This window comes from Aeromicrobium massiliense JC14, from assembly GCF_000312105.1.
GTDB classification, from domain to species: domain Bacteria; phylum Actinomycetota; class Actinomycetes; order Propionibacteriales; family Nocardioidaceae; genus Aeromicrobium; species Aeromicrobium massiliense.
Window position 1 is genome coordinate 1 of the sequence record NZ_HE978639.1, and the last position, 22,413, is coordinate 22,413.

Below are 22,413 nucleotides of genomic sequence, written 5' to 3' on the forward strand. Positions count from 1 at the left end.
GGCTCGCCTTGGCGGCATGGGGGGACGCGTCGGAGGACGAGCAGGCGGACAGGACGATGGCGGTCAGCGCGCAGGCGGCTGCGGCGGCGATCTTGGAAGGCACCGCCAGATGCTAAGCCGCGGGGCTGGCGCCCGTATCGCGAACCCGTGTTGTCGCCCGCATAGCAGCCGGGCATGGACACCATGCCAGCCCGACTCGGGCCCAGGCGCTACGCGAGCGCGAGGTCGTCGGCCGCTACGTCGACAAGGCGGGCCCCGCGTCGCTGTACGCCGAAGCCGGCGCTGGTCACCTCCAGCATGGACGGGATCGAGGAAGCCGACGCCGACGAGCTGCACGAGCGGATTCGCCGCATCGCCGACCTGTTCAGCACCGGCGACTGACCTACCAACCGCTGGTGCCGTCGCACAGCTCCTGCGCCGCGGAGAAGAACCCCTCGGTCTTGTACAGCGGGGTGCCGAACTCCAGTGTCTCGGCCTGCGCGAGCTCCGAGACACTGGCCGTCTGCAGGTCGGTGCACTTCGTCAGCGCGGTGAAGCCGAGGCTCACCCAGTTCTCCTCGTAGGCCGCCTCGGTGTCGGTGATGTAGCCGATCGACAGCATCTGTGCAGAGAAGATCCGCCACTCCGAGGTGTCGACGCCGTACTCGGCCAGCTCGGCCGGGACACCCTCGGCGTCGCCCGGCTCCTCGGCCGGCTCAGCCGGCTCGGCGGTCGTCTCGGGCTCGGCGTAGTCGTCCGGGTCGTACTGCGGCTCCAGCGGCGTCTGCGACTCGTACTGCGGTGGGTCGACCGCGATCGACGCCTCGTACATCTCCAGTCGCGAGAAGGCGTCGCCACACTCCTCGCGGTACTCGCCCTCGAGTTCGTCGTCGCGCTTGGGCGCCTGAGCGACCAGCTCGGCTCCGCTGACGTCCTTGGCCTCGGCCAGCTGGGTCAACTCCCTGCAGAAGGACACGACCTGCTGGTTCTCGTCGCGCTCGGTCTCGAGGAGGGTCAGGCCACCGACGACAGCCAGGACCCCGATGGCCACAGCGTTAACGGCGGCGAAGGCGATGCGGCGGGAGCGACGATCAGCGAGCACCCGCTGACCGTAGTCGACCCCTCGCTGAGCCGTCTCCGGAACGGCCGACGCGTCGTCCTCGCCGCCAAGAAGTACCGCAAGCGCCTGACCTGAGCCGTCGGCAAGCCGGCCCGCTGGAACCCGTGCCGCACGATCACCTACAAGGTCAGAGGCACGGGATCTCTGGGACCGAAGCGCCGCGGCACCTGGGCCACCGACGACGCCCTCGAGAGCGTCCGGGCCGGGATGCAGGAGGAGATCTTCGGCGACCTCAAGAACCGGTCCTACAGCGACGAGTGGCTCGACGTCACCGACCCGAAGGACTTCTCCGTGCTTGACCTCGAGGGCCGGCAGCAGCGCGACTGACAACCACACTGTTCCGGCCCGCGCGACGTCGCCGGCACGTACGCTCCCGACCGTGCTCCGACTCGAAGACATCACCTGCCAGATCCATGCCGCGCCGGGACAGGGTCCCGGCGCCTTCAGCCCGCAGCGTCTTCTCGGGTGCACTGCCGACCAGGAGTCGCAGTGGTCGTTCCTCGGTGATTGGTCCTTTTGGGCGGCCACGATCCTCTCTACCGTCCTGTCCATTGCCGTCGCCTGGTACGTGAGGCGCCTGGAGAAGGCCGAAACAGCCGAACGGGACGAGATTGAACGTCGAGAGACCCAGAGACGCGACCAGATCAACCTCGTCACCGACCTCGCGACGTTGGCGCAGCACCTCAGAACCTTGGACGCCAACGTCGACTCTGGCATGGCGTTCTCCGACATGGATGAAAGGCAGCGGATCGAGCACACGCGCAAGGAGCTCGAGAACTACACGCCGGTGCTCGAAACGTCTCGCAGGAGACTCTCGAACATGGCCTCCCGCCTCGAGATGGCTCGTAGCTCCCGGGCGAGCGAAGTGCGGCGGATCGAGAGCAACCTCGCGCTCTCACTTGCCCGACGTGCTGAGCTCGCCGAGAGAGCCCTGGCCGACGAGACCTTCCTCAAGAAGCTGGCAGAGACAGGGGACCTAGAGGGCACCCTGAGCTTCCTGGGACTGACCATCGACGCGCGGGAACTCGACGAGATCGCTCTTGAGGTCGAGACGGAAGCCGCTACGTCCTGACGACAGCCCTCCCCCGGCGCCGCACACCTTTCGTGCATGAGCACCGACAAGCGCGGCCACAACGCCGTCAAGGGCAAGCAGGGCTTCCAGCCCATCCGTCAGGCCGAGCCGGCCACCGCAACGCTGAACGGACCGGGAACCGCGCTGGGCGCCGAGGCGCGCGCGACGGCGGACCGGCTGTCGCTGGAGCGGGTGACCTTGTTCGCCGGCGACTGGGAGACCGAGATCGTCCCCACCGCCGACGGCAACATCCGCTTCACCGACGCCAACGCCCAGGCGATGAGCCGCATCATGCTCAGCGCCGAAGACCGCGCCGCGTACGCAGCGTTCGCCGCCAAGACCGGGATGACGAGCCACAAGCCGCCCAAGCAGGACACCGGCGGCGAGCGGTTCATGGCCGTCTCGCGGCGCGTAGCTGCCCTGCGCGACATCGAGGCCGTCGCGTCCGGCGCCACCCCGGCCATGACCCGCGCCGGAGCACTCGACTCGGCCCAGGTCGACCACGCCTCGGTCATCGGATCGTTCGCCGCCTGGCAGCGAGGGCCCCACGCCGTCCTCGACGACGGCCGCGTCCTGTTCACCGACCCCGACGTTCAGAAGGTCGCCGACAAGATGCTGACGATGGAGGACGTCGACGGCTACATCGCCTACCAGCAGCTCGAGGGCAAGAACGAGCACATGAACTACGTGCCGTTCGAGTCCGACGAGGCCTTGGTGCGCGCGTTCCAGGCGTCCGCGGCCGAGCACGAGCGCCTCGCCGAGCTCATGGAGCAGCGCGGCCTCGCCTGACGAGCCCACCGAGGGCCGGTCACCCCGTGGTGGCCGGCTCTCGTCGTTCCCCGACCCAGTAGGACGCATCGTCGTACGCTGCGGCTCGTGCTGCTGCTTGAGAAGATCACGTGCGAGGTCGCCCCTGTGGCACGCGGCCCCTTGTTCAGCCCCGGAACGACTACCTGCGTCCTCCCATCAGAAGACGGATGGCGTGGATTTTTCGATCATCCCGTTTTCGACGGCCTTGCAGGAGGGCTCATCGCAGCCCTCGTCGCGGTCTTTGCGGTCGTCCTGCCCCTGAGGAAGCAGGTTCGCGATTCGGAGGATCGCCGCGTCGAAGACGAGCGCCGGCGCCGGATCGACGCTCTGCTGCACGGGTTCACCTCCGTGGGGGAACGGGTGCATCGGCTTCGCATGGACCTGCTGGACCCGCGATCGAACGGGTACGCGACAGCTCGCGAAGGCCTCCGCGACGTGGTTCGCGACATCATCAACCTCCCAGTTCCCCGAGGCGTGTTCTCGACCGAGCAGCGCGATGACCTCCGGCGGCTGTACGGGAACCTCGTGGTGCTTGCGTCTGAGTCCTTCGACCAAGACGACAGCAGATCGTTCCAGCGGCATGCCGAGGCTGCCGACACGCTGGAGAAGTTGGAGGAGCTCCTGCAGAGCTTCGCGACCGACCTGAAGTGGCGCGACCTACCAGAGGACCCCCAGATCTTTGGCCAGCCGCTCAGACGCTGACGCGCCACGACCCACAGGGGCACCGCCTTGGCCGCATGGGTGCTGGCATGAGCACCTACCCCGACGCGGCCGATGACATGCTCGTCCGTCGCGTCCACCTGTTCGCCGGCACCCAGGCCGGTGACGTCGTCGCGTCGGCGGAGGCCGTCATCTTCACCGACGCCCACGCCCAGCAGCGCGCCCGCTACTGGTTCAAGGAGGCCGAGCTCGAGCACTTCCGCCGGCTGATCCTCGGCGACGCCCCGGTCTCGGTCCGCACGCCCGAGCCGACCACCGAGCGCTGGGAGTCCTCGCTGGCCTACCTCGCGCACGAGAAGGCCCTGCCCGGCCTGGCGCTCCTGGAGGACGGCGTCGAGGCCGACTACCTGACCATCCGGTCGATCGGCTTCGAGCTCGGCCGCCTGCGCGGCAAGCTGGTGCGCGCCTACGCCACGATCCACCGCACCGCCGTCGTTCGTGACGGGGATCAGATCGTCTTCACCTTGGGCGCCGCGGCACGCGCTGCCGAGACGTTCGTCGGCTGGGCGATACGGAGCGACGACTTGCCGACCCGGCGTCCGACACAGGCTTCGAGCAGCCCGCCGCGACCACCGTGCTCGCGGCGACCGCTGTTCCGTCCAGTGCCCTCGGCCAGACGCAGTAAGCGACAGCGGCGCCGTCTGCCCAATAGGCTGCGACCTTGACGACCTCGACGTCGTGGAGACCAGCGACGTCGACCAAGACATCGGCTCCACCCCTTGCATCGGCTCGCTGGTCGCTTCGGCGTCGGCGTGCTCGACTGGCGCGCACCCATCCTGGCCACCGGCCATGACAGCGGGATGACCCATGCCGAGCTGGCACGGCGCACGCTGGGCGCAGCCGGCGTCGAATTGCGCACCCCTGACCTCGACGTCCTGGCCGCCGCGCTGTTCACCGACGCGGACCTGGTCGGCGACTGGAGCGAGCTGGAGGCGCAGCTGAACGCCCTGTCAACCCCCGTCGAGGACGTTCCAGCGGACGACACGGCATCGAGCAAGGAGACGCCGGCGAGGAAGCCCGCGCGTCGTCGGGCACCCGCGAAGCGTCGCCTGAGCGACTACAAGCCGCTGTAGCGTCCGATGAGGCCGTCCGAGCGCGTACCTCGAAAACGCGATCTGACGGCCTCTCGCGCGACGGCCGGTCCAGATGCTCGCCCACGGCCTGCGAGGCCCTGAGGCGGCCCGACGCGCCTGCTCACGTGGCGACCGAGTCCGGACCCCTCCCCCAGTGCCAGCCGTCGCGTTCACGAGTCGTCCCAAGTCGTCCCTGACCGTCCCCAGGCGTCCCTATTCGTCCCTATTCGTCCCCGCTTGTCCCGATCACGTTCGGGCCATCTTGGGACGGTTTGGGACGTCCCGATCATGCGTGCGCTGTCCCGTGCACTCTCGCACCGACGTTCACGCACGAGACCATGCCCGCGCAGACACCAACCGGGCGGGCCTCCCTTCAGTCAGCGACTCAACGCAGGCGGCGTGCGCCGACAGCGGTGGCCGACACGCGCTGTCAATGCCGGGCGGGGGGAGTGAATTCAATACGCTGGCGACGCGTTCATTCGCGCACACGCGCGCGACGACTTCCCCACGCAGCAGAAGGGACCCTCATGCCCGACCAGGCACCCGCGTACACGGCCCTGAGCCACCCGGACTTCGACGACCTCGACTACTCCAAGCTGGACAACGTCGTCGCCGTCATGGCGCAGAAGGGTGGGGTCGGCAAGACCACGCTCGCGTCGAACCTCGCCGGCCTCGCCGCGACTCGGGGAGATCGAGTCCTCTTGGTCGACCTCGATCCTCAGGGCAACGTCCTGGACGAGCTCGCGCTGTTCGAGAACCCCGCGTACGACGCCGGGTGGGGACTGCGCGAGGCCGTCCTGCACGGAGGGGCGATCGACAACCTCATCAAGGACGCGCGGCCGGGACTGGACGTCGCTCACGGCGGCATCAACACGCGGTCCATCTCCGACACGCTCGTGAAACAGAAGCAGCGCGAGTTCGAGCGCCAGCTGCGTGGCCAGGGCTTCGAGCTGCCCGGGCCGGCGGCGGGGGAGTGGTACGACGACGTCCTGGACGTCCCCGACGAGATCGACTTCTCGCCCGTGTACCACGCACGCCTGGCGCTGACGTTGGCCCGCACGCTCGAGGAGGCCGAGAAGAACGGACGCCCCTACGACCTCGTGGTGATCGACTCTCCGCCCAACGAGAAGGAGATCCAGCTCAACATCATGGGCGCGGCCCGCTGGATCGTCGGCGCGACGATGCCGGACTTCGGTTCGATCCGTGCGGTGCGAGAGATCATCGACATGGCCGCGGCGACCGAGGACGGGGCGCACCAGGTCGAGATGCTCGGCGTCGTGCTGACCGGCGCGACCGAGCGCATGCGCAACGTGAAGCGGTCCGCGTTCGACGCGATCGAGGCTGCGACCGGCGGGCAGCGGTTCAAGAGCCAGGTGCCCGGCCGCCCCGGCGTCTACGAGGACGTGCCGCTCATCATCGAGCACACCATCCGTTGGAGCACCGCCACGGCGCAGATCGCGCGCGCCAAGGGCAAGCTCGTCTACGAGATCGCCGACGAGCACGAGCAGCGCCAGCCCTGGTACAAGGCGGTGCGCGAGGGCCGCAAGGACAGCGGGCCTGTCGCTTCCGGCTCGACCGGCATGGCCGGCGACATCATGGACGTGGCCACCGAGCTGTTCCACCGGATGCACACCTACAACTTCGACAAGGCCGACTACATCGGCGTCAGCACCGAGATCAGCGAGGAGCAGAAGTGACCGACGACATCCGCTTCGCCGGCCAGCGCCAGTTCGAGAAGCGCCGCACGTTCGCGGCCGGCGCCCTGCGCCCGATCCAGCCCGAGGACGGCCAGGAGGCTGAGTCGGTGCCGTCTCCGGCCACCCAGCCTGTTGCTGAAGCACCTGTCGCGCCGGCGCTTGCCCAGGACGCCACGAAGCCGCCCGCCGACGAGCCCGCCGCGGCAGCGCCGGAGACGAACTCCGCTCCAGCCGCCAAGGAGGCGAAGGCGCCCCGGACCCGCCGCGCGGCCGGCCAGGCAGCAGGCGCGAGCACTGCAGTTGCCGAGCCGGCGCCGACCCGGTCCCGCCGCACCGGACGACGCACGCCCAAGGTGACGTCCGACCCGGTCGGGGAGCGCAGCGCTCCGGTGGGCAGCGACCCGCGGCGCAACCTGACGCTGGCGATGACCGAGAAGGCCGACGAGTCGTTCGGACGTCTGGCCGCGACGATGACGCAGCCGGGCGCGCTGTACGTGATCGCCAAGAAGGTCGCGGCCGCCGGCCTGCTGGAGGAGTCCTACATCAAGATGTTCGGCTTCGCGGACCTGAGCGAGGCCGAGGACCTGGCTGACTTCAAGGGCGAGCCGGTCTCGGTGCCCCGCGGCGCCCTGGTCTCCTCGAGCTCGCGGCGCACGAAGCTGAGCGAGGAGGAGGCTGACCGCCTGGAGGAGATCCTCGGCAGCTCGTTCCTGAGCCTGCAGGGGCGGCTGTCGGCGGTCGTGAACCAGCACTTCGACTCGTCGTTCAGCGTCCAGATCGCTCCGTCGACGCGTCGAGCTCGTAACGCCTCGCTCATCAGCTGACTCCCGAGGCTCTTGTCGGAGGCCGGATCGCCCTTCATGGGAGGACCGGCCTCCGCTTGTCTGGGGACCTGCGGAGGCGCTTGTCGACCGTCGTGCACCGATGGGTGCACCGGAGTGCTCCACCGGTGCAACCCCAGTGCATCGAGCGGATCCGCGTTTTCGCCTGCAGTTCCGGGGAAAACGCCCCGGTCGGTGCAGAGGGTAATCATTCTGCGCACCCCATAGACACATATGTAGGGGACCCACATACACAGTTGTCCACCTGGACAGACGACACCCTTTAAGTGCGTATTAACCTATCTCTCTCTTATAGATACCTCTTAGAGAATGATGTAATGCTGCACCTGGGCGTGTTCTTGCCTGGAATCGCAGGCCAAAACAGGGTGCATCACCCGCGGGCGTCGATCCACTCGCTGCACCACGCCTGACCTCCGATACACGATTCTGCCCGGGATTCCGGCGTTTCCGGGCCGCCAGCAAGCGATGCACCTGGCTGATGCAGCGTTCACGGGCTGATCTGGACCGCGCCGAGCTGTTCGACCACCAGGCGCACTGCAGCGTCGAGCTCGTCCGCACAAGCAGCCATCGCTGCCGGGCCGGGGGAGTGGGGCTCGAGCAGGGGCCACGCGAGCTCGCGTTCGGGCGGCTCGCTAGGTGTGCCCCAGTCGACGGGCTCCGTGGGCGTCGTCCATCCCGGCTCGCGCTGGGGAGGTCGTCGATCCGACGTGCCGGGTCGTCGGCGTGCAGCGGGGGACCGGGCGGCAGAGGTCAGGACGTTCTCGATCTGGGCGATCATCTCGTCGGCGTCGCCGGCCAGGTGCAGGCCGAGGCGTTCGTGCCAGGCGCGTCGTTCGGCCCGGTGCTTGAGGACGCGGGCCTTCTTCTGCTCCTCGCCACCGAGCCGCCGGCCGACGTCGTCCGCGTCGCCAGTGCCGATGACCCATCCGTGCTCAGTCGAAGTGGCTAGGTCGAACTCGGCCAGCGTGCGCAGCGCGGCGGCCGCCGTGGTGGGCGAGATGCGCGCGGCCTGTGCAACCTGGCGTGCCGACAGGCCAACGCCGGCGTCGAGCGATTCGGTCTCCAGGGCGCCGTACGTAAAGGCCGCGGCGTGGCCGAGGACGTAGAACGCGGGCCGCACGGGGTGCAGACGACCCTTGCGCCACTCGCGACCGGACGCCAGGTGCTCGACGTCGGACGGGATGAGGAGCTCGAGCTCGCGGGCGTAGATCCCCTGGGCCTCGGTGGTGACGCGCACCAGAGGGCTCTCGTCGGCCAGCAGCTGGCGCAGGATCTTGCCGACCGTGGCCTGGTCCAGGTTGACCGCGGTGGCCAGCGATCTGTTCCCCACGGCGATGAAAGGGGTGTTCTTGTCCGCGCTCATGAACGCAAGGGCGGCAAGCACCGCGCGCACAGCCAGCGACCACTTCCTGGAGACGGCGAGCTGCTCGGCCGCCTCGAGCCACGACCGCACCCAGCCAGAGTGTGGTGCCCCCTGTGCTTCTTGTCGGCTAGTGGTGCCGTGGTGGACACGCTCGCGCGAGTCATTGTCGTGCTCGTTTCTTCGCGAGGTCTCGATGGCCACGGCTGCAAGCCAGTCGCGCTTGAAGCTGGTGGCCAGGTGGGCGTTGCCGTAGCGGCCGTAGCAGTGGCCCAGGCCCTTCCAGTCGCCGAAGAACGCGCGCATGTAGACGTCCAGGGCGCTCATGCCGGCCGACACGGCGGACAGGACGACGGCGAAGCGGGTCTGGGAGGCCGAGGCGTACACCGACGAGTCGTGGCCTTCGACCGCGAGCCGCTTCCACATGCCGGTCGGCTCGTCACGGCGGCGCGATCGGGGCGCCAGGTGCGGCAGCGCGGCCAGGTCGAGCTCGCGCAGGTCGGTCACCGACAGGCGGTCGAAGACGGGCTGACCCGGCACGGAGCCCGGTCGCGTGCCGGCGACCGCGGCCGCCGCGGCGCTCTGCGTGCCGGTCAGGCCGGGCGCGGGGGTGCGGCGGACGAGCTGACGCACGAACACATCCCACTGCTTGCGCGGGTTGGGTGTGGCCGCCAGGAGCTTCAGGGCGCGGTTGACCTCGGCCTCCAGCGCGTCACCGGTCAGCACGGTGCGCCATGCGCGTCGGTCGACGAGGCGCTGCAAACCACCGTTCTTGTGCGGGCTGAAAGGGAAGCGGATGCAGCCGTGGGTCAGGCCGGTGTGCGGCATCTTGTCGAAGGACACGAGCCAGTGCTCGAGCATCCGGTCGACGGTGGAGATCTCGCTGTAGGTCAGGCCGCCGGCGACGGGCACGTACAGGTGGTAGCCGCCGGAGATGGAGGTGTCGGCGAAGAAGTCCAGGCCGGCGGCGTCCAGCTGGGCGCGCAGCAGACCGAAGTCGTGCGCAGCTCGCGAGCTGGATCGGTTCTTGGCGGCCTTGGCGTCGAGGTCGAAGACGTAGACCGCGGCGGTGCCGGAGCGGTCGTACGTGTTGGTGGCGGCCGGGACGGAGGGCAGCTGGCCCCCGAGCTTGGACAGGCGCTGGGCTGCCCGCGAGAAGCGTCCCTCGGGGTCGGCAAGGCGCACGCGACCGTCCGGGGACATGGCGCGCGCGAAGGCTGTGAAGTGGTCTGCGTCCCGGCGTGTCGCCGCGTAGGGGAACGCCAAGGCCGCACCAGGTGTTATGGTGCTCATACCTCGACTTCTCGTTGAAGGTACGCAAAGGGACCCGCGAGGGGCCTGATGTGGGGCTCGAACTGGCTGGTGAAACTTGGCGGAATCGACAGTCAGGTTCGAGTGACTTTCGCAGGGGCCGGTGCCGTTAGGTGCCGGCCCCTAGTCATGCGCTGCGCGTCATGAGTGCCTCCTGGTCGGGGAGCGGGATGTCGGTGCTCGGCGTCAACGCGCCGAAGACGGACTCGTCGAGGCCCACGAAGGAGCCGTCGTCGAGGGAGAACTGGACTGCGGTGACCATCAGCGTGGCCGCCTGGCCCTTGCCGATGCCGTACGCGCGGCGGACCTTGTCGACCTTTGCGATGACGCTGTGGGTCAGGCGCCCGCCCATGGGGGAGGTCTCCACGGTGGCGGGGTCAGTGCCCAGCAGGCGCTCGGCCTCGGCGCGTCGGGCCACACGGCCGGCGACGTCCAGGTCGGCGGAGAAGAACTCCAGCTGATCGCGCAGCTGGACGCCCCAGCCGTGCGCGCCGATCACGCGGCCGTGGTCGTCGACGTCGACGGCGTCGAGCAGCGTCTCCAGGGCGATGGCCACCGAGACGTCGAGCATGGCGGCGAACGCTTCGACCTTGAGCTTGGGGGAGGCGTCCGGGATGGTGAACAGCACCACCCGGCGTCCCTCGAGCCCCTTGCGGCGCTGGCGCGGTCGTCCGGTCATGATCGTGAAGTTACAGCGGTGTGAGCCAGGTTCCGAGCCGACACGCGGGGAGACTTTACTGAAAGTCGCGCGACAAGCGGGCCGCCAACCGCGAAGAACCGGGGGTCCAGACCCTAGCGAGTGTCGGGGACAGCGCGCATAGGTCCAGGGCATGAGCCTGAAGAAGCGTCACCTGGCGCACCGCCCGCCTGATGATGACCGGCGTCCTGCTGAGTTCGGGGTACGAGTCGGTGAACATCCCGTGGGCGCGACGCCTGGAGTTCAACCAGGCACTTGACGTCCTGTTCACCAGCGACGACGCCACCCCGCTGATGGCGTTCCTGGCCACCTGCGCGATCGCCTGAACCGCAGCCGGACTTCAGCTGGAGAACAGGCGCAGCTCGAGCTCATCGGGCGCCCAGCCGTCAGGCGTCAGGGCGGCCATGCGCTCCAGGTAGGCCGCGTAGTGGCTGGTGCGCCATCCGGCCGTCCATCCGCCCACGACCGGGCGGATCTGCGGCTTGCTGGCCAGGACGCGGTCCAGGATCAACGGCCGGTGGGTGCCGGGCGGGATGGGTGCGCGAGCCAGCTCGTGGCCAGCGAAGTAGAGCAGCTTGGTGAAGAACGCCGGGCCCAAGAACGGCAGGCGCAGCCCGGCCGGCGCGCGGTTGTTCAGCACCCAGTACGCGGCCACGGCGCCGTGCTCGTCCAGCGTCCGCACCGCAGAGGTGACCGCGTGCTCCACGACGTCGCCGCCGGCGGCCAGCACCCTGGCCATCCGCACGGGCCCGTAGCTCACCGTTCCGGTGCCCCAGGCGTAGGACGCGACGAGAACCTGCCGCCACGGTCGCCGACCGGCTCGAGCCTGGGCGGCCCAGTCCAGCACGGCGCCACGGGTGATGACCGGCCGACCGTCCCAGCCGGCGGCGGTCAGAGGGCTGCCCGAGACCCTCCAGCCGGCGCCGAGCCGGATCGTGTGGCGGACCACGTCAGGCCGAGGCCCATCGAACTCGAGCGGCGCGGGGCCCCCGGCCTGGGTCGCCTTTTCGCGCACGAGCGCCACCTGCTCGCGGGCGGTGGCGGGGAGGTCGTACGGCAGGTGCACGGGAGCAGAGTAGAGGCGATCGCGGTTCCCGGTGGGCGCCAGCAGTCAGATGGGATGATCGCCCCATGGGACTGCTCGGACGATTCCTCGGCAAGACCGCGACGGACCGTACGTAGGTCCGCAGGCGAGAGACTCCGCGTGATCGGCTCGGGTTCACCGTGTCGATAGAGGTCGTCGAGGACGTCGAGGGGCTCGTGAAGCTTGCCGGGACGACGACGCTCGCGAAGGACGCCGCCGCGGCGCTCATGGCCCGGCACGGCCAGGGGGCGGACGGGCACCTTGAGACCGCCGACTTCCTGCACCGCGAGCCCGACAACGCGGCCGACCCGAACGCCGTCGCCGTCCACGTCGAAGGTGAGCGGATCGCCTACCTGTCCGACTACCTGGCCAAGCGGCTTGCCCTTGCTCCGGGTGAGGCTCAGCAGGTGCAGCTGCAGCTGTTCTCGAAGGCCACCGAGAAGGGGACGCGCGTCGTCCGGCAGTGGGCCGACGGCGAGGACACGCCCTCCGATGAGACCCTCAACCGACTCCGCCTGGCCTACCGGGCCGCAGCGCTGATCGCTCAGCGCGACACCCCGCAGGTCGCCCAGGCGTGGCCTATGGGCGCGAACCCGCAGCTCGGCGAGGTCGCGCCGGCGCGACTGCTGTGCGAGGGCGAGCTGGACGAGGTCGGGGTCAAGGTGATCCGCGCCGCTGAGGCGTTCGCCGCGGTCGTGCTGCCCCCGTCCTGACTGGCCGTTGAGTGCAACTCGTGCACCTGGCACTGTCGCATGACGTGCACTAGACTGGTGCTTCACGGAAGGTGTGAGTCATGAGCGATACCAGGATCCCGCAGGGCATGTCCCTCCTCGACGAAGACGTAACTGTGTCGGGCGAGGCCGGGAAGTTCGTCGTCGAGGCCCCCGCCGATCTGGTGGACGCGAGCGAACTCAAGCTCCTGCTGAACGCCTTGGTCCACAGCCGAGCGGTCACGCTTCAGCGCGTCAAGGCGATCGACGGCCTGCCTGCGGTGAGCGGGGCGGCCGCGATGCGCGAGCAGAACACCGTCAACTGGTGGCATAGCCTCCAGGACCGTCACGAGATGATCGACGCCACCGAGATGGGTAAGCGCCTGGGCGCGTCCGGGCAGCGTCCGGCGAACACGGCCAACGCGCACCGGCGTGACGGCAAGCTGATCGGTCTGCGCCGCCCGACCGGGAACGTCGTCTTCCCGGCCTTCCAGCTCGACCAGACCGGGCACATGCGACCGGAGATCCTCGACGTCCTCAAGCGCGTGCGCAGCGCCGACCGCAGCGAGGAGTTCGCGCTGTTCTGGCTGACCGAGCCCCACGCTGCCTTCGCCGGCAAGACCCCACTGCGGCTCCTGGACGCTGGCGAGTCGGACCGCGTGCTCGACCAGCTCGACGCCGACCTCGCTCCCGAGTGGTGACCGCGGGCGCCACGGGCCTGCCTGCCGCACCGTTCGTGGCCGACTTCCTGGCCGGTCGACTCGAGGCCGGAGCCATGCTGTGGCGCGTACACGGCGTTCACGATCCTGCGACGTTCCCACCCGTCGCGGTCCAGGGTGCGCACCCCGGCCGCTTCACCCCGCTGAACCTCAGCGACCTCACCGGCCTGTACTGCGGCCGCAGCGTGGACGCCGCGCTCTACGAGGCGATCGGCCGCAACGCGCCGCTGCCACCGCCCGGGGGAGGGCACGTGCGCATCCACCTCGACGAGCTCAAGGGCCGCTACCTGAGCGCCATGCAGACCAGCCGCGACGTGCGCTTCGCCGACCTGAGCGGCCCGGGCCTGACTCGCGTCGGCATCAAGCCGTCGAACTTCACCGAGCACGACCCGGCCATCTACGCCACGACCGTGACCTGGGCGCGCGCCGCGTCGCGGTCCGGCTTCGAAGCGCTGGTCTGGAACTCGGTGCGCAACCTCAACGAGGAGGCGCTCATCGTCTACGGACCCGCGCAGACCCAGGCCCCGCTCAAGGCCCTGGACGACCCCGTGCCGCTGTGGTTCGGGCACGGACTCGACCTGGTCACCGTCGCTTTCGAGGCGGTCAACGTCCACATCGTCGGGGCCGCCTGAACGACTCGGGGAGCGCCGAAAAGCACTCAATCTGACATAAGGAACCTTGTCGATGCGGCCGACAGACAGAAAGTCCCACAACTGAGCCGCTCGATGGTCTCGGCCTCGCCGTCGCGCTCACTGGCGATGACGACGACCGGGACGGTGTCGAGGCCGACCTGCACGGCTGCGGCGGCGCGCCGGTGTCCCATCCGCACGCGGAGGCCCTGGTCGGTCTGGACGGCGACGATGGGGGACAGGACGCCGTGCTCGGCGATGGAGGCGACGAAGTCCTTGCTGAGGTTGAGGTCGTCTCGGACGTTCAGGTCGACCAGCAGGTCGTTGGGGTTGGTCTCCTGGGTGTCGGCGATGGTAGGCACGATCACTCCTTCCTGCCGGGGAGTGGGCCGCCGGTGACGTCTGCCCGTCCCGACCGTTCTTCGCCCCTCCTGGGCAAAGAGAGATGAACGGCGGCCGTGGAGCAGCGGAGCGTCAACCCGTAGGGGCGTGGCAGCGGGCCGGTGGTGAGGAAATCAGCGAGCTTGCGAGCGCCGATCCACCGGGTCGATGGTGCGCCGGCGGAGCCGTTGCGTGGAGCTGCGGGCCGCCGATCATGGAACGCCCAGGAGGAGAGAAGCCTGACCCGATGACCGTGCCGGCGAAGCCGGCGCCGTTCCCGGTCCGCGCTGCGGGCCGCCAAGCTCGGCGGCCCGCAGGGCGTCGTCATCACCGCTGGATGGTGTCGAGCAGGTCGCGCAGCTCAGCGACGAGCAGCTGGACCAGGACGCTGTAGGCGAGTTCCTTGAGTCGCTGTAGTCCGTGGCCGCGCGGGCGCTTCTGGCGTGTATCCATGTCGTTCTCCTGGTTCAGCCGGCCCACCTGGCCGGTCGAACAGTCCCTATGCGAGCTGGGAAGCGGCGGTCGGCACGCGGCGACGGTCGCGTGCCGATACCCACGGGGCGGGAAGGGCTCCTTGACGGAGCTCTCGCGGGCGGGACGGTCACGTCCGCGAACCGACACATCGGTCCGTCCGCTGCGAGCCGGATGCCTCGCACCAGCAAGGAGTTCAAGATGGAGTTTGTTGTCTACCTGGGCGGATTCATCGCCGCGTGGATGCTCGGGTTCGGCCCGCGGGCATGGATGTCCGGGCGTCTCTCGCCCGACAAGGGCATCGCGTTCGCGGCCGCCGGCCTAGCCGGATTCTTCGTGGTGGCCCTGAACTGGCCCGCGACGGGTGACGGGGATCTCGGTGCCGTCGGCGAGGTGTTCGATGGCCTATGCCAGCTGGCGGTTCTCGTCGGAGGCTGCTGGGCAGGTGTGGTGTCGGGACGATAGTGAGTCGCTGAGGGGGTCCGCGGCCGCCGTCAGGCAGTCGCGGACCGTTCCTCGTCGATGACGTGGGCGCCAAGCATGTCCTCGAGCATGTCCAGAAGCGTGTAGGGCTCGACGTCATCCGGTGGTGGGGGAGCGGGGCCGTAGTGGCCCCGGGTTCCGCCGGCGTCGCCGAGTCGGACGTCCGCGACGTTCCGGTCAAGGTCGGCCCTCGCCACCGACACCGTCGAGGGCACCGGCGACATCTACGACCAGGCCCGAGCCCGGTTCGGTCCTTCACCCCAGCGGGTAGCGCTGGCGGATGGTTGAGCGGAGGTTCACAGGCACGAGGCGGAGGGTACGCCTGCGGCGGCGACTCGCCGAGGGCCGACGTCTGTGTGTAGCCGACCGCGTCGGAACGCGGCACTAGACTCGTGCATGGCGACAGGCACTAGATTTCTCAACCCTCGCCGAGAGGGTCGAGACACCTGGTCCTGAGCCTGCCGGGCAAAGGTCGAGGCCCAACGGAGTGGCTGCTCCGTGGGCCTCGGACTGTCGCTCTCCCCGTGGACGTCCCGCGGGGGCACAACTGAATAGGCGGTTACCTACATGAAGCAGCGTACCTCTGTGGCGATCATCTGGGTCACGATGGTGGGGATTCTCGGGGCCGGCGGCCTCCAGCAGCTCCACGTCGAGGTGCCCATCACGGTGAACGTCCTGCGCTGATCGACCGACGCCCCGCACCTTCACCGGTGCGGGGCGTCTTCGTGTCTAGCGGCCTCCCCTACGGCGTGGAGTGCCAGTCCTGGCGCGACATCGCAGGCATCCGGTCCGCCGAGGTGCGCAGCGGTGCTGCTGGTGGCCGAGGACGTGTTCAGTTCCGCCGCTACGGCTTGCCGGGCGACCAGCCGGTCAGCTGCTCCAACCGGCCCCGCCAGAACCCGTATCCCACCTTCCCGGCGCCAGTGTGAAGCGTCGCGTCAGCGAGATGGATGTGCCACGGCCACGGCGCGGGCTCGCCCTCGGCGACGTCCGTGCCCTCGAAGTAGCTGGCAGGGGTGACGGCCTCGGGATCTTCGTTGCCGCCGCGGGCATGCTCGTCGAGCTCGCGCTGCCAGACGCCGAAGCCGATGAGGTCGCCAGACATCGTGCCAGCGCCCGTTGTGAGGGACACCGGCAGGCGGGACCCGGAGTCGTTGAGCGTGTTCAGCGCCTTCACGATCGCGCGGAGGACGACGTCACCTCGGAACTCGTCCGTCGGCGGTGTGTCGTCGTCGTCGTTGGTGGCGGGGTCGTTCTGGATGGGTTCGGTCATGGCGCGACCGTACGCCGCACCTGCGACACCGGGTGCAGGTTCGCCCACACGCCCTAGAGGCCCGGGAGCGCGCCCTGAGCGGGTGGCTGCTCACCGGGCGGCCAGGACCCCTCGTCGCCGTAGTCGTCGGGCTCCAAGTCGTACGCCGGGTCGTCCTGGGAGTCGTACACGCTGTCGTGCCCGCAGTGGAGGCACCGGGTGACGAACAGGCTGCGCCACGGGCGGCCCACCGCCGGCCGACGCGTCCCGGTCGCGTGCAGGGCCCGACTGAGCCTGCCGCATTTCCGGCAGGCCAGGGCCGCGAAGTCGTGGAAGTAGTGCGACGACCAGGGTTCGAGCTGCCAGTCCGACTACGTGACCGGCTGGCCGTCCCACGCCGGCGGCAGGTCGTTCAGCGTCACGGTGTCCGCCACGCCACCCGCGTCCTGAGCATGGCCTGCAGCTCGTCGACGGCGAGCACCTGGACGAGCGGCGCGTCGAGCCCGGCGAGCGACCGCTGCGGCGGCGCGGAGCCAGCCCGGCGCCTGAGCCGATACAGAAACGGGGGGCGTCAGCGGGTCATGCCGGTCACGGAGCTGGGCGACGCTGGTCTGCGCGGCCGGCGAGCAGGCACCATGGCGTGCACCCGAGCGTGGGGATGGTCTTGCGGTTCGCCTCGTAGACGACCAGGCGGTTGATCTCGCGCGGGCTGGAGACATCGTCGGGGCGAGCAGTTTCAGGCCGGTACGCCTCAGCGCCGGGCCCAGCCGGCCGCCCCCGAGCAGCGGGCCATAGTGCTGCTGGACCTGGAGCAGATCACGTACGAGTTGCCGGCCGTCACGATGGTGCGGATGCGTGTCCAACTCACCTGACAGGGGCCGGCCGGGATGGACCGGGGGCGGTTCGGCGGCGGCCTGCGCCCGGCAACGTCCTAGCCGTCTGGCCGGCCGAGCGCACCACGGTCCTCGTACCCGAACAGGCCCGTCAAGCGGCTGTCGGTGCTGGCGTCGATCTGGTGGCCCTCGGGTACGCCGCCGCCGGCGCAGACCCGCACGGCGTGATGGGAGAGCGTCGGCAGGTCTGCGAGGTCCGACCCGTCCGGTGGTGCTGAGCGCAGCAGCTCCCACGCGTGGCCGCGCTCGACCAGCGGGTGGCGCAACGTCATGCTCGGGTGGGAGAAGACACCGACGTGCAGCCCGGGGAAGGCCAGCGACGCGGTGAAGCTCTCGTACGTCGACCCGTCCGCAGCCATGACCGATGCGGGGATCACGACCTCCTCGAGAGTCTCCTCGACGCTGGTGTCGGCCCGGAAGACCACGGTCGACAGCGACGTCGGAGCGGGGGAGCCGTCGGTCAGCCACGTCAGGTCCGGAATGCGCCCGACGTGGGGCCGCTGTTTCATCGCGTTCTTGTTCAGCCCATCGTCCCCGAAGCGTGCGAGCGGATGGGCGTATAGCGTGACGACCTTCGTCAGCCAGCGGCCCAGCGCCTGCCACTGCTCTCGCATCAGAGGTCCTGCCCAGCCGGCAGACGCCAGGGGGCGCACGACGTCCTTGACTGGTTCTTCCAGCACCGTGCCCATGGCCCCGTTGCACGGTCCGCAGGCCGGTACAAAAACTCGCTGCCTAACCGGCAAGACGATCGGGCTGCCGTCGCGGCGCAGTAGCGGAGCGCCGTTCAACGACCACCCGGCCGGCGCCGGGCCCGCGGCGTCCATATGTTCGAGGTACCAGGAGGGGAGCACATGCTCGCGGGTCGTCGACGGCGCGCTCAGGCAGATGACGCAGGGCGGGGGAGCGGGCATCCGACCAGTATCGCCTGCCCGGGTCCTAGCCGCCTTGCGCAATTGTTGTCCCGGCACGCGGGAGGCTTAGGCTTCCGGGCATGCCAGCCGACCCGCACCGTCGCGTCCAGAACGTCTTCGCCTGGCAGCGCGACCTGCTCGGTTGTTTCCTGGCCGACGTCGAGGAGGCTGCAGCTGCACCCCGCGACGGGACCTGCGCGGCCGCGGACGTCCGCTGGATGGGGGAGCAGTTCACGGCCGATACCCGGGCCCACCTGCGCAACCACGCTGTCGGAGCGGTCCGCGGGCACCTGTCGGTAGCCGCCGAGCACTTCGAGGTGCTGGACGACCTGGCGCGCCGGCCGGCCGACGACGTCCCGGTCAGGGTCTGCCTGACCCTGGCCCGCACCGTCCTGGAGGGCGCCATGCGGGCCTGCTGGCTGGTCGACACCGGCCTGGACTCCAAGGCGCGGGTGACACGGTGGGCCGCGGCGCTGCTGCAGGACGCCGAGGACGTCGAGCAGGCTACCGTCGACATCGCGCCAGGGGAGCGGCTCGAGATCCACGATCTCGCGCAGGAGCTGCGGCTGGCCGGGCAGGGACTGGTCACGTCTGCGGGGTTTGCGGCGAAGGCCAAGGGCGGCGATCGCGCCCACCAGACCGCCCAGGTGGAGTACGAGGGCGTCCGATCGGACATGGCCCCGAAGATGGTCGACCTGACCGGCCAGTTCCTGAGGGCGGCACCGGGCTTCTACAAGGTGACGTCAGCGGCGGCGCACACGCTGAGCTGGGCCGCGCCCATGGACTGGGGTGACGACGATGGGCTGGTGCACAACATGGCCGTCCCGCTGCTGGACGTCAGCGATGCCTTGGTCTTGGAACTGGCCACCTACCTGGGCCTGCCGGGGCGCCCGCTGCTGCTGCGCACCAATAATCACCGGATGGGGCTCACGCGCGCGACGATCACGGACCCTCACCCGAAGGACCGGTACGCCGACCTCGACACCTATCGCGAGCGCACCCGCCAGAAGCCGGTCGGGGGCAGGCCGCCGGGTCTAACTACGTAACAGAGGCAGACAGCGTGGGTACAACCCCTTCCGGGACAGCCCCTCTCGACCCGCAGAACCGACCGTCCTGGGCCTGGCCGGCGGTGCCAGAAGCAGTAGGCGACTTCCTCGACCATCGTCGGTGACCTTTCCAGCCCGATCCGTGCGCGTGTACCTGGGTTAGGCGCTGAGGCCTCGTGCGACGGCGGCGGCGGCGCGGAGCCAGGCGCGCTGGGTGGCGGGGCGGAGGGCGTCGAAGTGGATGACGCCGGATTGCAGGGCCTTGTCGTAGGGGATGGTGACGACTTCGCGGACGAGGGGCTCGAAGTTGGCGGTGATGCGCTCGACGTTGGGGTCCTTGCCCGGGGTGCGCTGGGACAGGATCACGACGGCGTTGCGAGCCAGGGCGGCGTTGTGCTCGTCGCGTTCGATCAGCGTCTCTAGGAGGCGGGCGCCGGCCTCGGCGGTTTCCTCGGCGTTGGTGCAGGGCACCACGAGTCCGTCGGTGTGCTCGATCATCGCGCGCCAGTTCGCGGCGCGTTCGTTGTTGCCCGAGTCCATGACGATCATCCGGTAGTAGCGGGCGGCGACGCGGTGGATCTTGTTGACGTCGTCGGCGGAGACTTCGTGGCCGCCGTCGACGGACTGATCCGAGCGGAGGACGTCGAACTTGTCCGCCGGCTGGTGATGGGCGAAGTAGCTCATCTCGGCGGACTGGGCGCCGGTGCCGAGCAGCTGGTCGACGCGGGGCAGCAGGTCCAGGACGGTGTTGTCGTGGTTGGAGCCCTGGGTGCGCCAGGCGAGGGTGCCGCGGGTCTCGTTGTTGTCCCAGGCCAGCACCCCGGCGCCGCCGTAGCGGGCGAACACGGCCGACAGCATGGCGGTGGTGGGCGTCTTGTTCGCGCCGCCCTTGCCGTTGGCCACGGCGATCGTGCGGGGCCCGGGCCAGTGCTGGGAGACGAGCTGGACGTCCTGGCGCCACTCCTTCTCGGCCGGTCCGGGACCGACACGGAGCCCGAAGCGGTTGAGCGAGCCGCGCCAGCCCTGCTTGGCGGGCTGGATCACCGGGCCCTCGGAGATGAAGCTCTTGCGGGCGTGTCGGGGGGCGGTGGGGGAGACGTGCACCTCCGTGGCCGGCGCCGGCCGGTCGCCGGCGGCCGCGGTCGTGACCCAGGGGTTGGCCGTGGGTGCGGGGTCGTCGTCGGCGGTGACGACGTGCAGGCCGGTGCCGCGGTGGGTGCGCTCGAGGTCGCGCGCCTCGGTCTCGGTGATGGGCGCGACGTCGCCGGTGGACCCGTCCGGGTTGATGGTCAGACGCATGTGGCCGCCGGAGTCCGATGCGATCGCTTCAACGGCCTGGCCGAGCGGCTGGGCGTAGGTGCGTGCGATGTGGTGGACCGCCGCGGTGTGTGGGCTCCCGGCGGCGTCGATCGTGGCGCCGTCGACGGTGACCTGGTCCCCGTCGATGGTCACGAAGTGGACGGACGGCTTGCTGGCGCTGGTTGTCATGGCTGCTGCTCCTAGGCGGTGGTGATGGCCTCGACGCGCCACGGCGCGCCGTCGTTGGTCCGGGTGAGGGTGATGAAGACGCCGAGCTGCTCGGTGGAGAGCTGCTTGCCCTGGGCGTCGTGGCGTTGGACGGTGGCCACGCGGGTGAGGACGACCTGGCCGCCGGCGCTCTTGCCGCCCTCGACTTCGTCGGTGGGCGTGACGGTGACGCTGGTGTAGCCGTCGACGGCGGCGAGCTCGATCCAGTCGGCGCCGCCGTCGCCTGGCATGGGCTGAGCGACGGCACGGGCGTAGTCGGTGGTGAGCCACGGTGCGGCGCGGCGCAGTCCGTCAGCGGGGGAGCGGTCGGTGCGGGTGTCGACCACGAACGCGGCGACGGCGGCCGCGTCGGCGACCTCGCCGGCGTTGGAGTCGTCGACGGTCTTTGGGTCAGGCAGCGGACCTCGCGGCTGGGCCGGGCCGCCGGGTTCGATGAGTTCGACGCCGTCGGCGTTGAGCTGGGCGTGATCGCCGACGGGCGAGGGCGTGGCCCGGTCGGGCTCGTCGTCTCCGCCGCTGCAGGCGGCGGCCAGCAGGAGCGCGGCTGTCGCCGTCGCGATCCGGATGCGCGCGTTCATGGGCGCAGTCCCTTCTGTCGGAGCCAAGCGTTGGGGTCGACCTCGTCCTGGGCGTAGCCGCCGTTCTTGGGGTGGACCTCCAGGTGCAGGTGGCAGCCGCTGGAGTTGCCCAGGCTGCCGACGTAGCCGATGACCTCACCGGCCTGCACCCGCTGTCCGCTGGTGACCGCGGCCCGGCCCATGTGGGCGTACCAGGTCGCGGTGCTCCGCTGCCCGGTGAGGATCTTGACGAAGTGCGGCCCGGCCCACGCCGCTTGCGACGGGTCGGCGACGGCCACACCGCCGGTGACGGCGCGGACAGGCGTGCCGCACGGAGCTGAGAAGTCGTTGCCGGTGTGATGCCGCGCCCACATGGAGCCGGAACGACCGAAGTTGTGCTGGTTCGTGTAGCGACCAGGCGCCAGGGGGAGGCGGACGGCGCCGCCGACGTCGCCGATCGCGTCCAGGCTGTACTTCTTGGCCGAGGCGTCGAGGATCTTGCGGATGTAGGCCGTGGTCTCGGGGAACGGCGGGACGCCCTTCGCGGCGACGACGTTGCCCATGCCTGCGTTGTAGGCGGCCAGGGTCAGCTCGAGCGGTTCACCGCTGATGACCCTCAGCCGGATCTTGTCTCGGACCTGCCGCGCGAGCGCGCACATGAGATCGGCCTGCGAGCCGATGGAGTCGTGCGGGTCGAAGACGTCGACCCGGCCGTCACCGCTGTAGTCCTTGCCCCAGGTGTTCCACGTGCCAGGCATGAACCGGCTGATGCCCTGGGCACCCGCCGGCGACGTGGCGCGGAGGTTCCACCCGGACTCGCTGTCGATCTGGGCAGCCAGGACGGAGGCACTGATCTCCTTGCAACGCTGTCCGGCCTTGAGCACCGAGTCGCGAAACTCGGCCGGGATCGCGTCGCTGTTCACCTCGCCAGTGAGGTCAGCAGCCGCGGCGTCGCGGTCGGCGACGAGCACCGCCGGCAGCGTGACGAGCGCGATCAACGCTGTCGCGACGGCGGCCGCGATGTAGATGACTGTGCGTGTTCCCCCCTGGTCCACGCTCAGTCCCCGGT

At 69.8% G+C, this 22,413-nt stretch carries 26 protein-coding genes; 14 read left to right on the forward strand and 12 right to left on the reverse strand.

What is annotated here, in order from left to right; all coding sequences use genetic code 11:
* Positions 1–174: 174 nt before the first annotated feature.
* Positions 175–381, forward strand: coding sequence for a hypothetical protein (locus HGAM_RS20465; RefSeq protein ID WP_147543828.1), 207 nt, complete (start codon positions 175–177; stop codon positions 379–381).
* Between the two features lies 1 nt (position 382).
* Here HGAM_RS20465 and HGAM_RS16390 read toward each other — a convergent pair whose 3' ends face one another.
* Positions 383–1,081 carry a hypothetical protein gene (locus HGAM_RS16390; RefSeq protein WP_020693568.1) on the reverse strand — a complete coding sequence of 233 codons (699 nt, stop codon included), beginning with the start codon at positions 1,079–1,081 and terminating at the stop codon, positions 383–385.
* Between the two features lie 397 nt (positions 1,082–1,478).
* Between HGAM_RS16390 and HGAM_RS16400 the strand changes: the two genes are divergently transcribed.
* The 7 genes from HGAM_RS16400 to HGAM_RS16430 all read left to right on the forward strand — a co-directional run bounded on the left by HGAM_RS16400 (position 1,479) and on the right by HGAM_RS16430 (position 7,295).
* Entirely contained in the window at positions 1,479–2,171 is a 693-nt protein-coding gene (locus HGAM_RS16400; protein ID WP_019146588.1) for a hypothetical protein, read from the forward strand.
* Between the two features lie 36 nt (positions 2,172–2,207).
* Complete coding sequence (locus HGAM_RS16405) at positions 2,208–2,960, forward strand: hypothetical protein (protein ID WP_019146589.1); 753 nt, start codon at positions 2,208–2,210, stop codon at positions 2,958–2,960.
* 87 nt (positions 2,961–3,047) lie between these two features.
* The gene (locus HGAM_RS16410; RefSeq protein WP_019146590.1) at positions 3,048–3,683 is read left to right on the forward strand and encodes a hypothetical protein; all 636 of its coding nucleotides are present in this window, start codon (positions 3,048–3,050) and stop codon (positions 3,681–3,683) included.
* A 47-nt stretch (positions 3,684–3,730) separates the two neighbouring features.
* Positions 3,731–4,366, forward strand: a complete 636-nt coding sequence (locus HGAM_RS16415; RefSeq protein ID WP_019146591.1) for a hypothetical protein — start codon at positions 3,731–3,733, stop codon at positions 4,364–4,366.
* 87 nt (positions 4,367–4,453) lie between these two features.
* Positions 4,454–4,774, forward strand: coding sequence for a hypothetical protein (locus HGAM_RS16420; RefSeq protein ID WP_049798421.1), 321 nt, complete (start codon positions 4,454–4,456; stop codon positions 4,772–4,774).
* Positions 4,775–5,301: 527 nt separating this feature from the next.
* On the forward strand, positions 5,302–6,471 hold the full coding sequence (locus tag HGAM_RS16425; protein WP_019146593.1) for a ParA family protein: 1,170 nt from the start codon (positions 5,302–5,304) through the stop codon (positions 6,469–6,471).
* The gene (locus HGAM_RS16430) at positions 6,468–7,295 is read left to right on the forward strand and encodes a hypothetical protein (RefSeq protein ID WP_038951934.1); all 828 of its coding nucleotides are present in this window, start codon (positions 6,468–6,470) and stop codon (positions 7,293–7,295) included. The genes HGAM_RS16425 and HGAM_RS16430 overlap by 4 nt, the downstream gene beginning before the upstream one ends.
* A gap of 505 nt (positions 7,296–7,800) precedes the next feature.
* On the opposite strand, the gene HGAM_RS16435 is transcribed toward HGAM_RS16430, so the two are convergent.
* Complete coding sequence (locus tag HGAM_RS16435; RefSeq protein WP_020693571.1) at positions 7,801–9,876, reverse strand: bifunctional DNA primase/polymerase; 2,076 nt, start codon at positions 9,874–9,876, stop codon at positions 7,801–7,803.
* A 235-nt stretch (positions 9,877–10,111) separates the two neighbouring features.
* Positions 10,112–10,663: a hypothetical protein gene (locus HGAM_RS16440; RefSeq protein WP_019146595.1), complete on the reverse strand. Its 552-nt coding sequence runs from the start codon at positions 10,661–10,663 to the stop codon at positions 10,112–10,114.
* 191 nt (positions 10,664–10,854) lie between these two features.
* On the opposite strand from HGAM_RS16440, the gene HGAM_RS20470 reads away from it, so the two are divergent.
* Positions 10,855–11,007 carry a hypothetical protein gene (locus HGAM_RS20470; RefSeq protein WP_019146596.1) on the forward strand — a complete coding sequence of 51 codons (153 nt, stop codon included), beginning with the start codon at positions 10,855–10,857 and terminating at the stop codon, positions 11,005–11,007.
* Between the two features lie 14 nt (positions 11,008–11,021).
* Here HGAM_RS20470 and HGAM_RS16450 read toward each other — a convergent pair whose 3' ends face one another.
* Positions 11,022–11,747: an 8-oxoguanine DNA glycosylase OGG fold protein gene (locus HGAM_RS16450; protein ID WP_019146597.1), complete on the reverse strand. Its 726-nt coding sequence runs from the start codon at positions 11,745–11,747 to the stop codon at positions 11,022–11,024.
* Between the two features lie 158 nt (positions 11,748–11,905).
* Here HGAM_RS16450 and HGAM_RS19845 point away from each other — a divergent pair, with 158 nt between their 5' ends.
* From HGAM_RS19845 to HGAM_RS16465, 3 genes are all read left to right on the forward strand, one after another.
* Positions 11,906–12,478 carry a hypothetical protein gene (locus tag HGAM_RS19845; protein ID WP_019146598.1) on the forward strand — a complete coding sequence of 191 codons (573 nt, stop codon included), beginning with the start codon at positions 11,906–11,908 and terminating at the stop codon, positions 12,476–12,478.
* Positions 12,479–12,612: 134 nt separating this feature from the next.
* A complete protein-coding gene (locus tag HGAM_RS16460) occupies positions 12,613–13,176 on the forward strand; it encodes an antitoxin Xre/MbcA/ParS toxin-binding domain-containing protein (RefSeq protein WP_019146599.1) in 564 nt (187 codons plus the stop codon).
* The gene (locus tag HGAM_RS16465) at positions 13,173–13,826 is read left to right on the forward strand and encodes an RES family NAD+ phosphorylase (protein ID WP_147543832.1); all 654 of its coding nucleotides are present in this window, start codon (positions 13,173–13,175) and stop codon (positions 13,824–13,826) included. The genes HGAM_RS16460 and HGAM_RS16465 overlap by 4 nt, the downstream gene beginning before the upstream one ends.
* 26 nt (positions 13,827–13,852) lie before the next feature.
* On the opposite strand, the gene HGAM_RS16470 is transcribed toward HGAM_RS16465, so the two are convergent.
* Both HGAM_RS16470 and HGAM_RS21030 read right to left on the reverse strand, forming a co-directional pair.
* Complete coding sequence (locus HGAM_RS16470) at positions 13,853–14,185, reverse strand: ParB/Srx family N-terminal domain-containing protein (protein ID WP_172636460.1); 333 nt, start codon at positions 14,183–14,185, stop codon at positions 13,853–13,855.
* 346 nt (positions 14,186–14,531) lie between these two features.
* Positions 14,532–14,657, reverse strand: a complete 126-nt coding sequence (locus HGAM_RS21030) for a hypothetical protein (protein ID WP_261794801.1) — start codon at positions 14,655–14,657, stop codon at positions 14,532–14,534.
* 219 nt (positions 14,658–14,876) lie between these two features.
* Here HGAM_RS21030 and HGAM_RS16480 point away from each other — a divergent pair, with 219 nt between their 5' ends.
* Positions 14,877–15,140, forward strand: a complete 264-nt coding sequence (locus HGAM_RS16480) for a hypothetical protein (protein WP_019146603.1) — start codon at positions 14,877–14,879, stop codon at positions 15,138–15,140.
* 29 nt (positions 15,141–15,169) lie between these two features.
* On the opposite strand, the gene HGAM_RS16485 is transcribed toward HGAM_RS16480, so the two are convergent.
* The 3 genes from HGAM_RS16485 to HGAM_RS16505 form a co-directional block, all read right to left on the reverse strand.
* Positions 15,170–15,373 carry a hypothetical protein gene (locus HGAM_RS16485; protein WP_147543834.1) on the reverse strand — a complete coding sequence of 68 codons (204 nt, stop codon included), beginning with the start codon at positions 15,371–15,373 and terminating at the stop codon, positions 15,170–15,172.
* 629 nt (positions 15,374–16,002) lie between these two features.
* Positions 16,003–16,431: a hypothetical protein gene (locus HGAM_RS16495; protein WP_019146606.1), complete on the reverse strand. Its 429-nt coding sequence runs from the start codon at positions 16,429–16,431 to the stop codon at positions 16,003–16,005.
* Positions 16,432–17,341: 910 nt separating this feature from the next.
* Positions 17,342–17,992, reverse strand: coding sequence for a hypothetical protein (locus HGAM_RS16505; RefSeq protein WP_147543836.1), 651 nt, complete (start codon positions 17,990–17,992; stop codon positions 17,342–17,344).
* A gap of 302 nt (positions 17,993–18,294) precedes the next feature.
* Between HGAM_RS16505 and HGAM_RS16510 the strand changes: the two genes are divergently transcribed.
* Positions 18,295–19,260, forward strand: a complete 966-nt coding sequence (locus HGAM_RS16510) for a hypothetical protein (protein ID WP_019146609.1) — start codon at positions 18,295–18,297, stop codon at positions 19,258–19,260.
* Between the two features lie 159 nt (positions 19,261–19,419).
* On the opposite strand, the gene HGAM_RS19850 is transcribed toward HGAM_RS16510, so the two are convergent.
* Genes HGAM_RS19850 through HGAM_RS16525 form a run of 3 tightly spaced genes read right to left on the reverse strand, consistent with a single transcriptional unit; the run spans position 19,420 to position 22,399 of the window.
* Entirely contained in the window at positions 19,420–20,748 is a 1,329-nt protein-coding gene (locus HGAM_RS19850; protein WP_019146610.1) for a MinD/ParA family ATP-binding protein, read from the reverse strand.
* 11 nt (positions 20,749–20,759) lie between these two features.
* A complete protein-coding gene (locus tag HGAM_RS16520; protein WP_019146611.1) occupies positions 20,760–21,365 on the reverse strand; it encodes a hypothetical protein in 606 nt (201 codons plus the stop codon).
* Positions 21,362–22,399 carry a peptidoglycan DD-metalloendopeptidase family protein gene (locus HGAM_RS16525; RefSeq protein WP_081592007.1) on the reverse strand — a complete coding sequence of 346 codons (1,038 nt, stop codon included), beginning with the start codon at positions 22,397–22,399 and terminating at the stop codon, positions 21,362–21,364. The genes HGAM_RS16520 and HGAM_RS16525 overlap by 4 nt, the downstream gene beginning before the upstream one ends.
* Between the last annotated feature and the right edge of the window lie 14 nt (positions 22,400–22,413).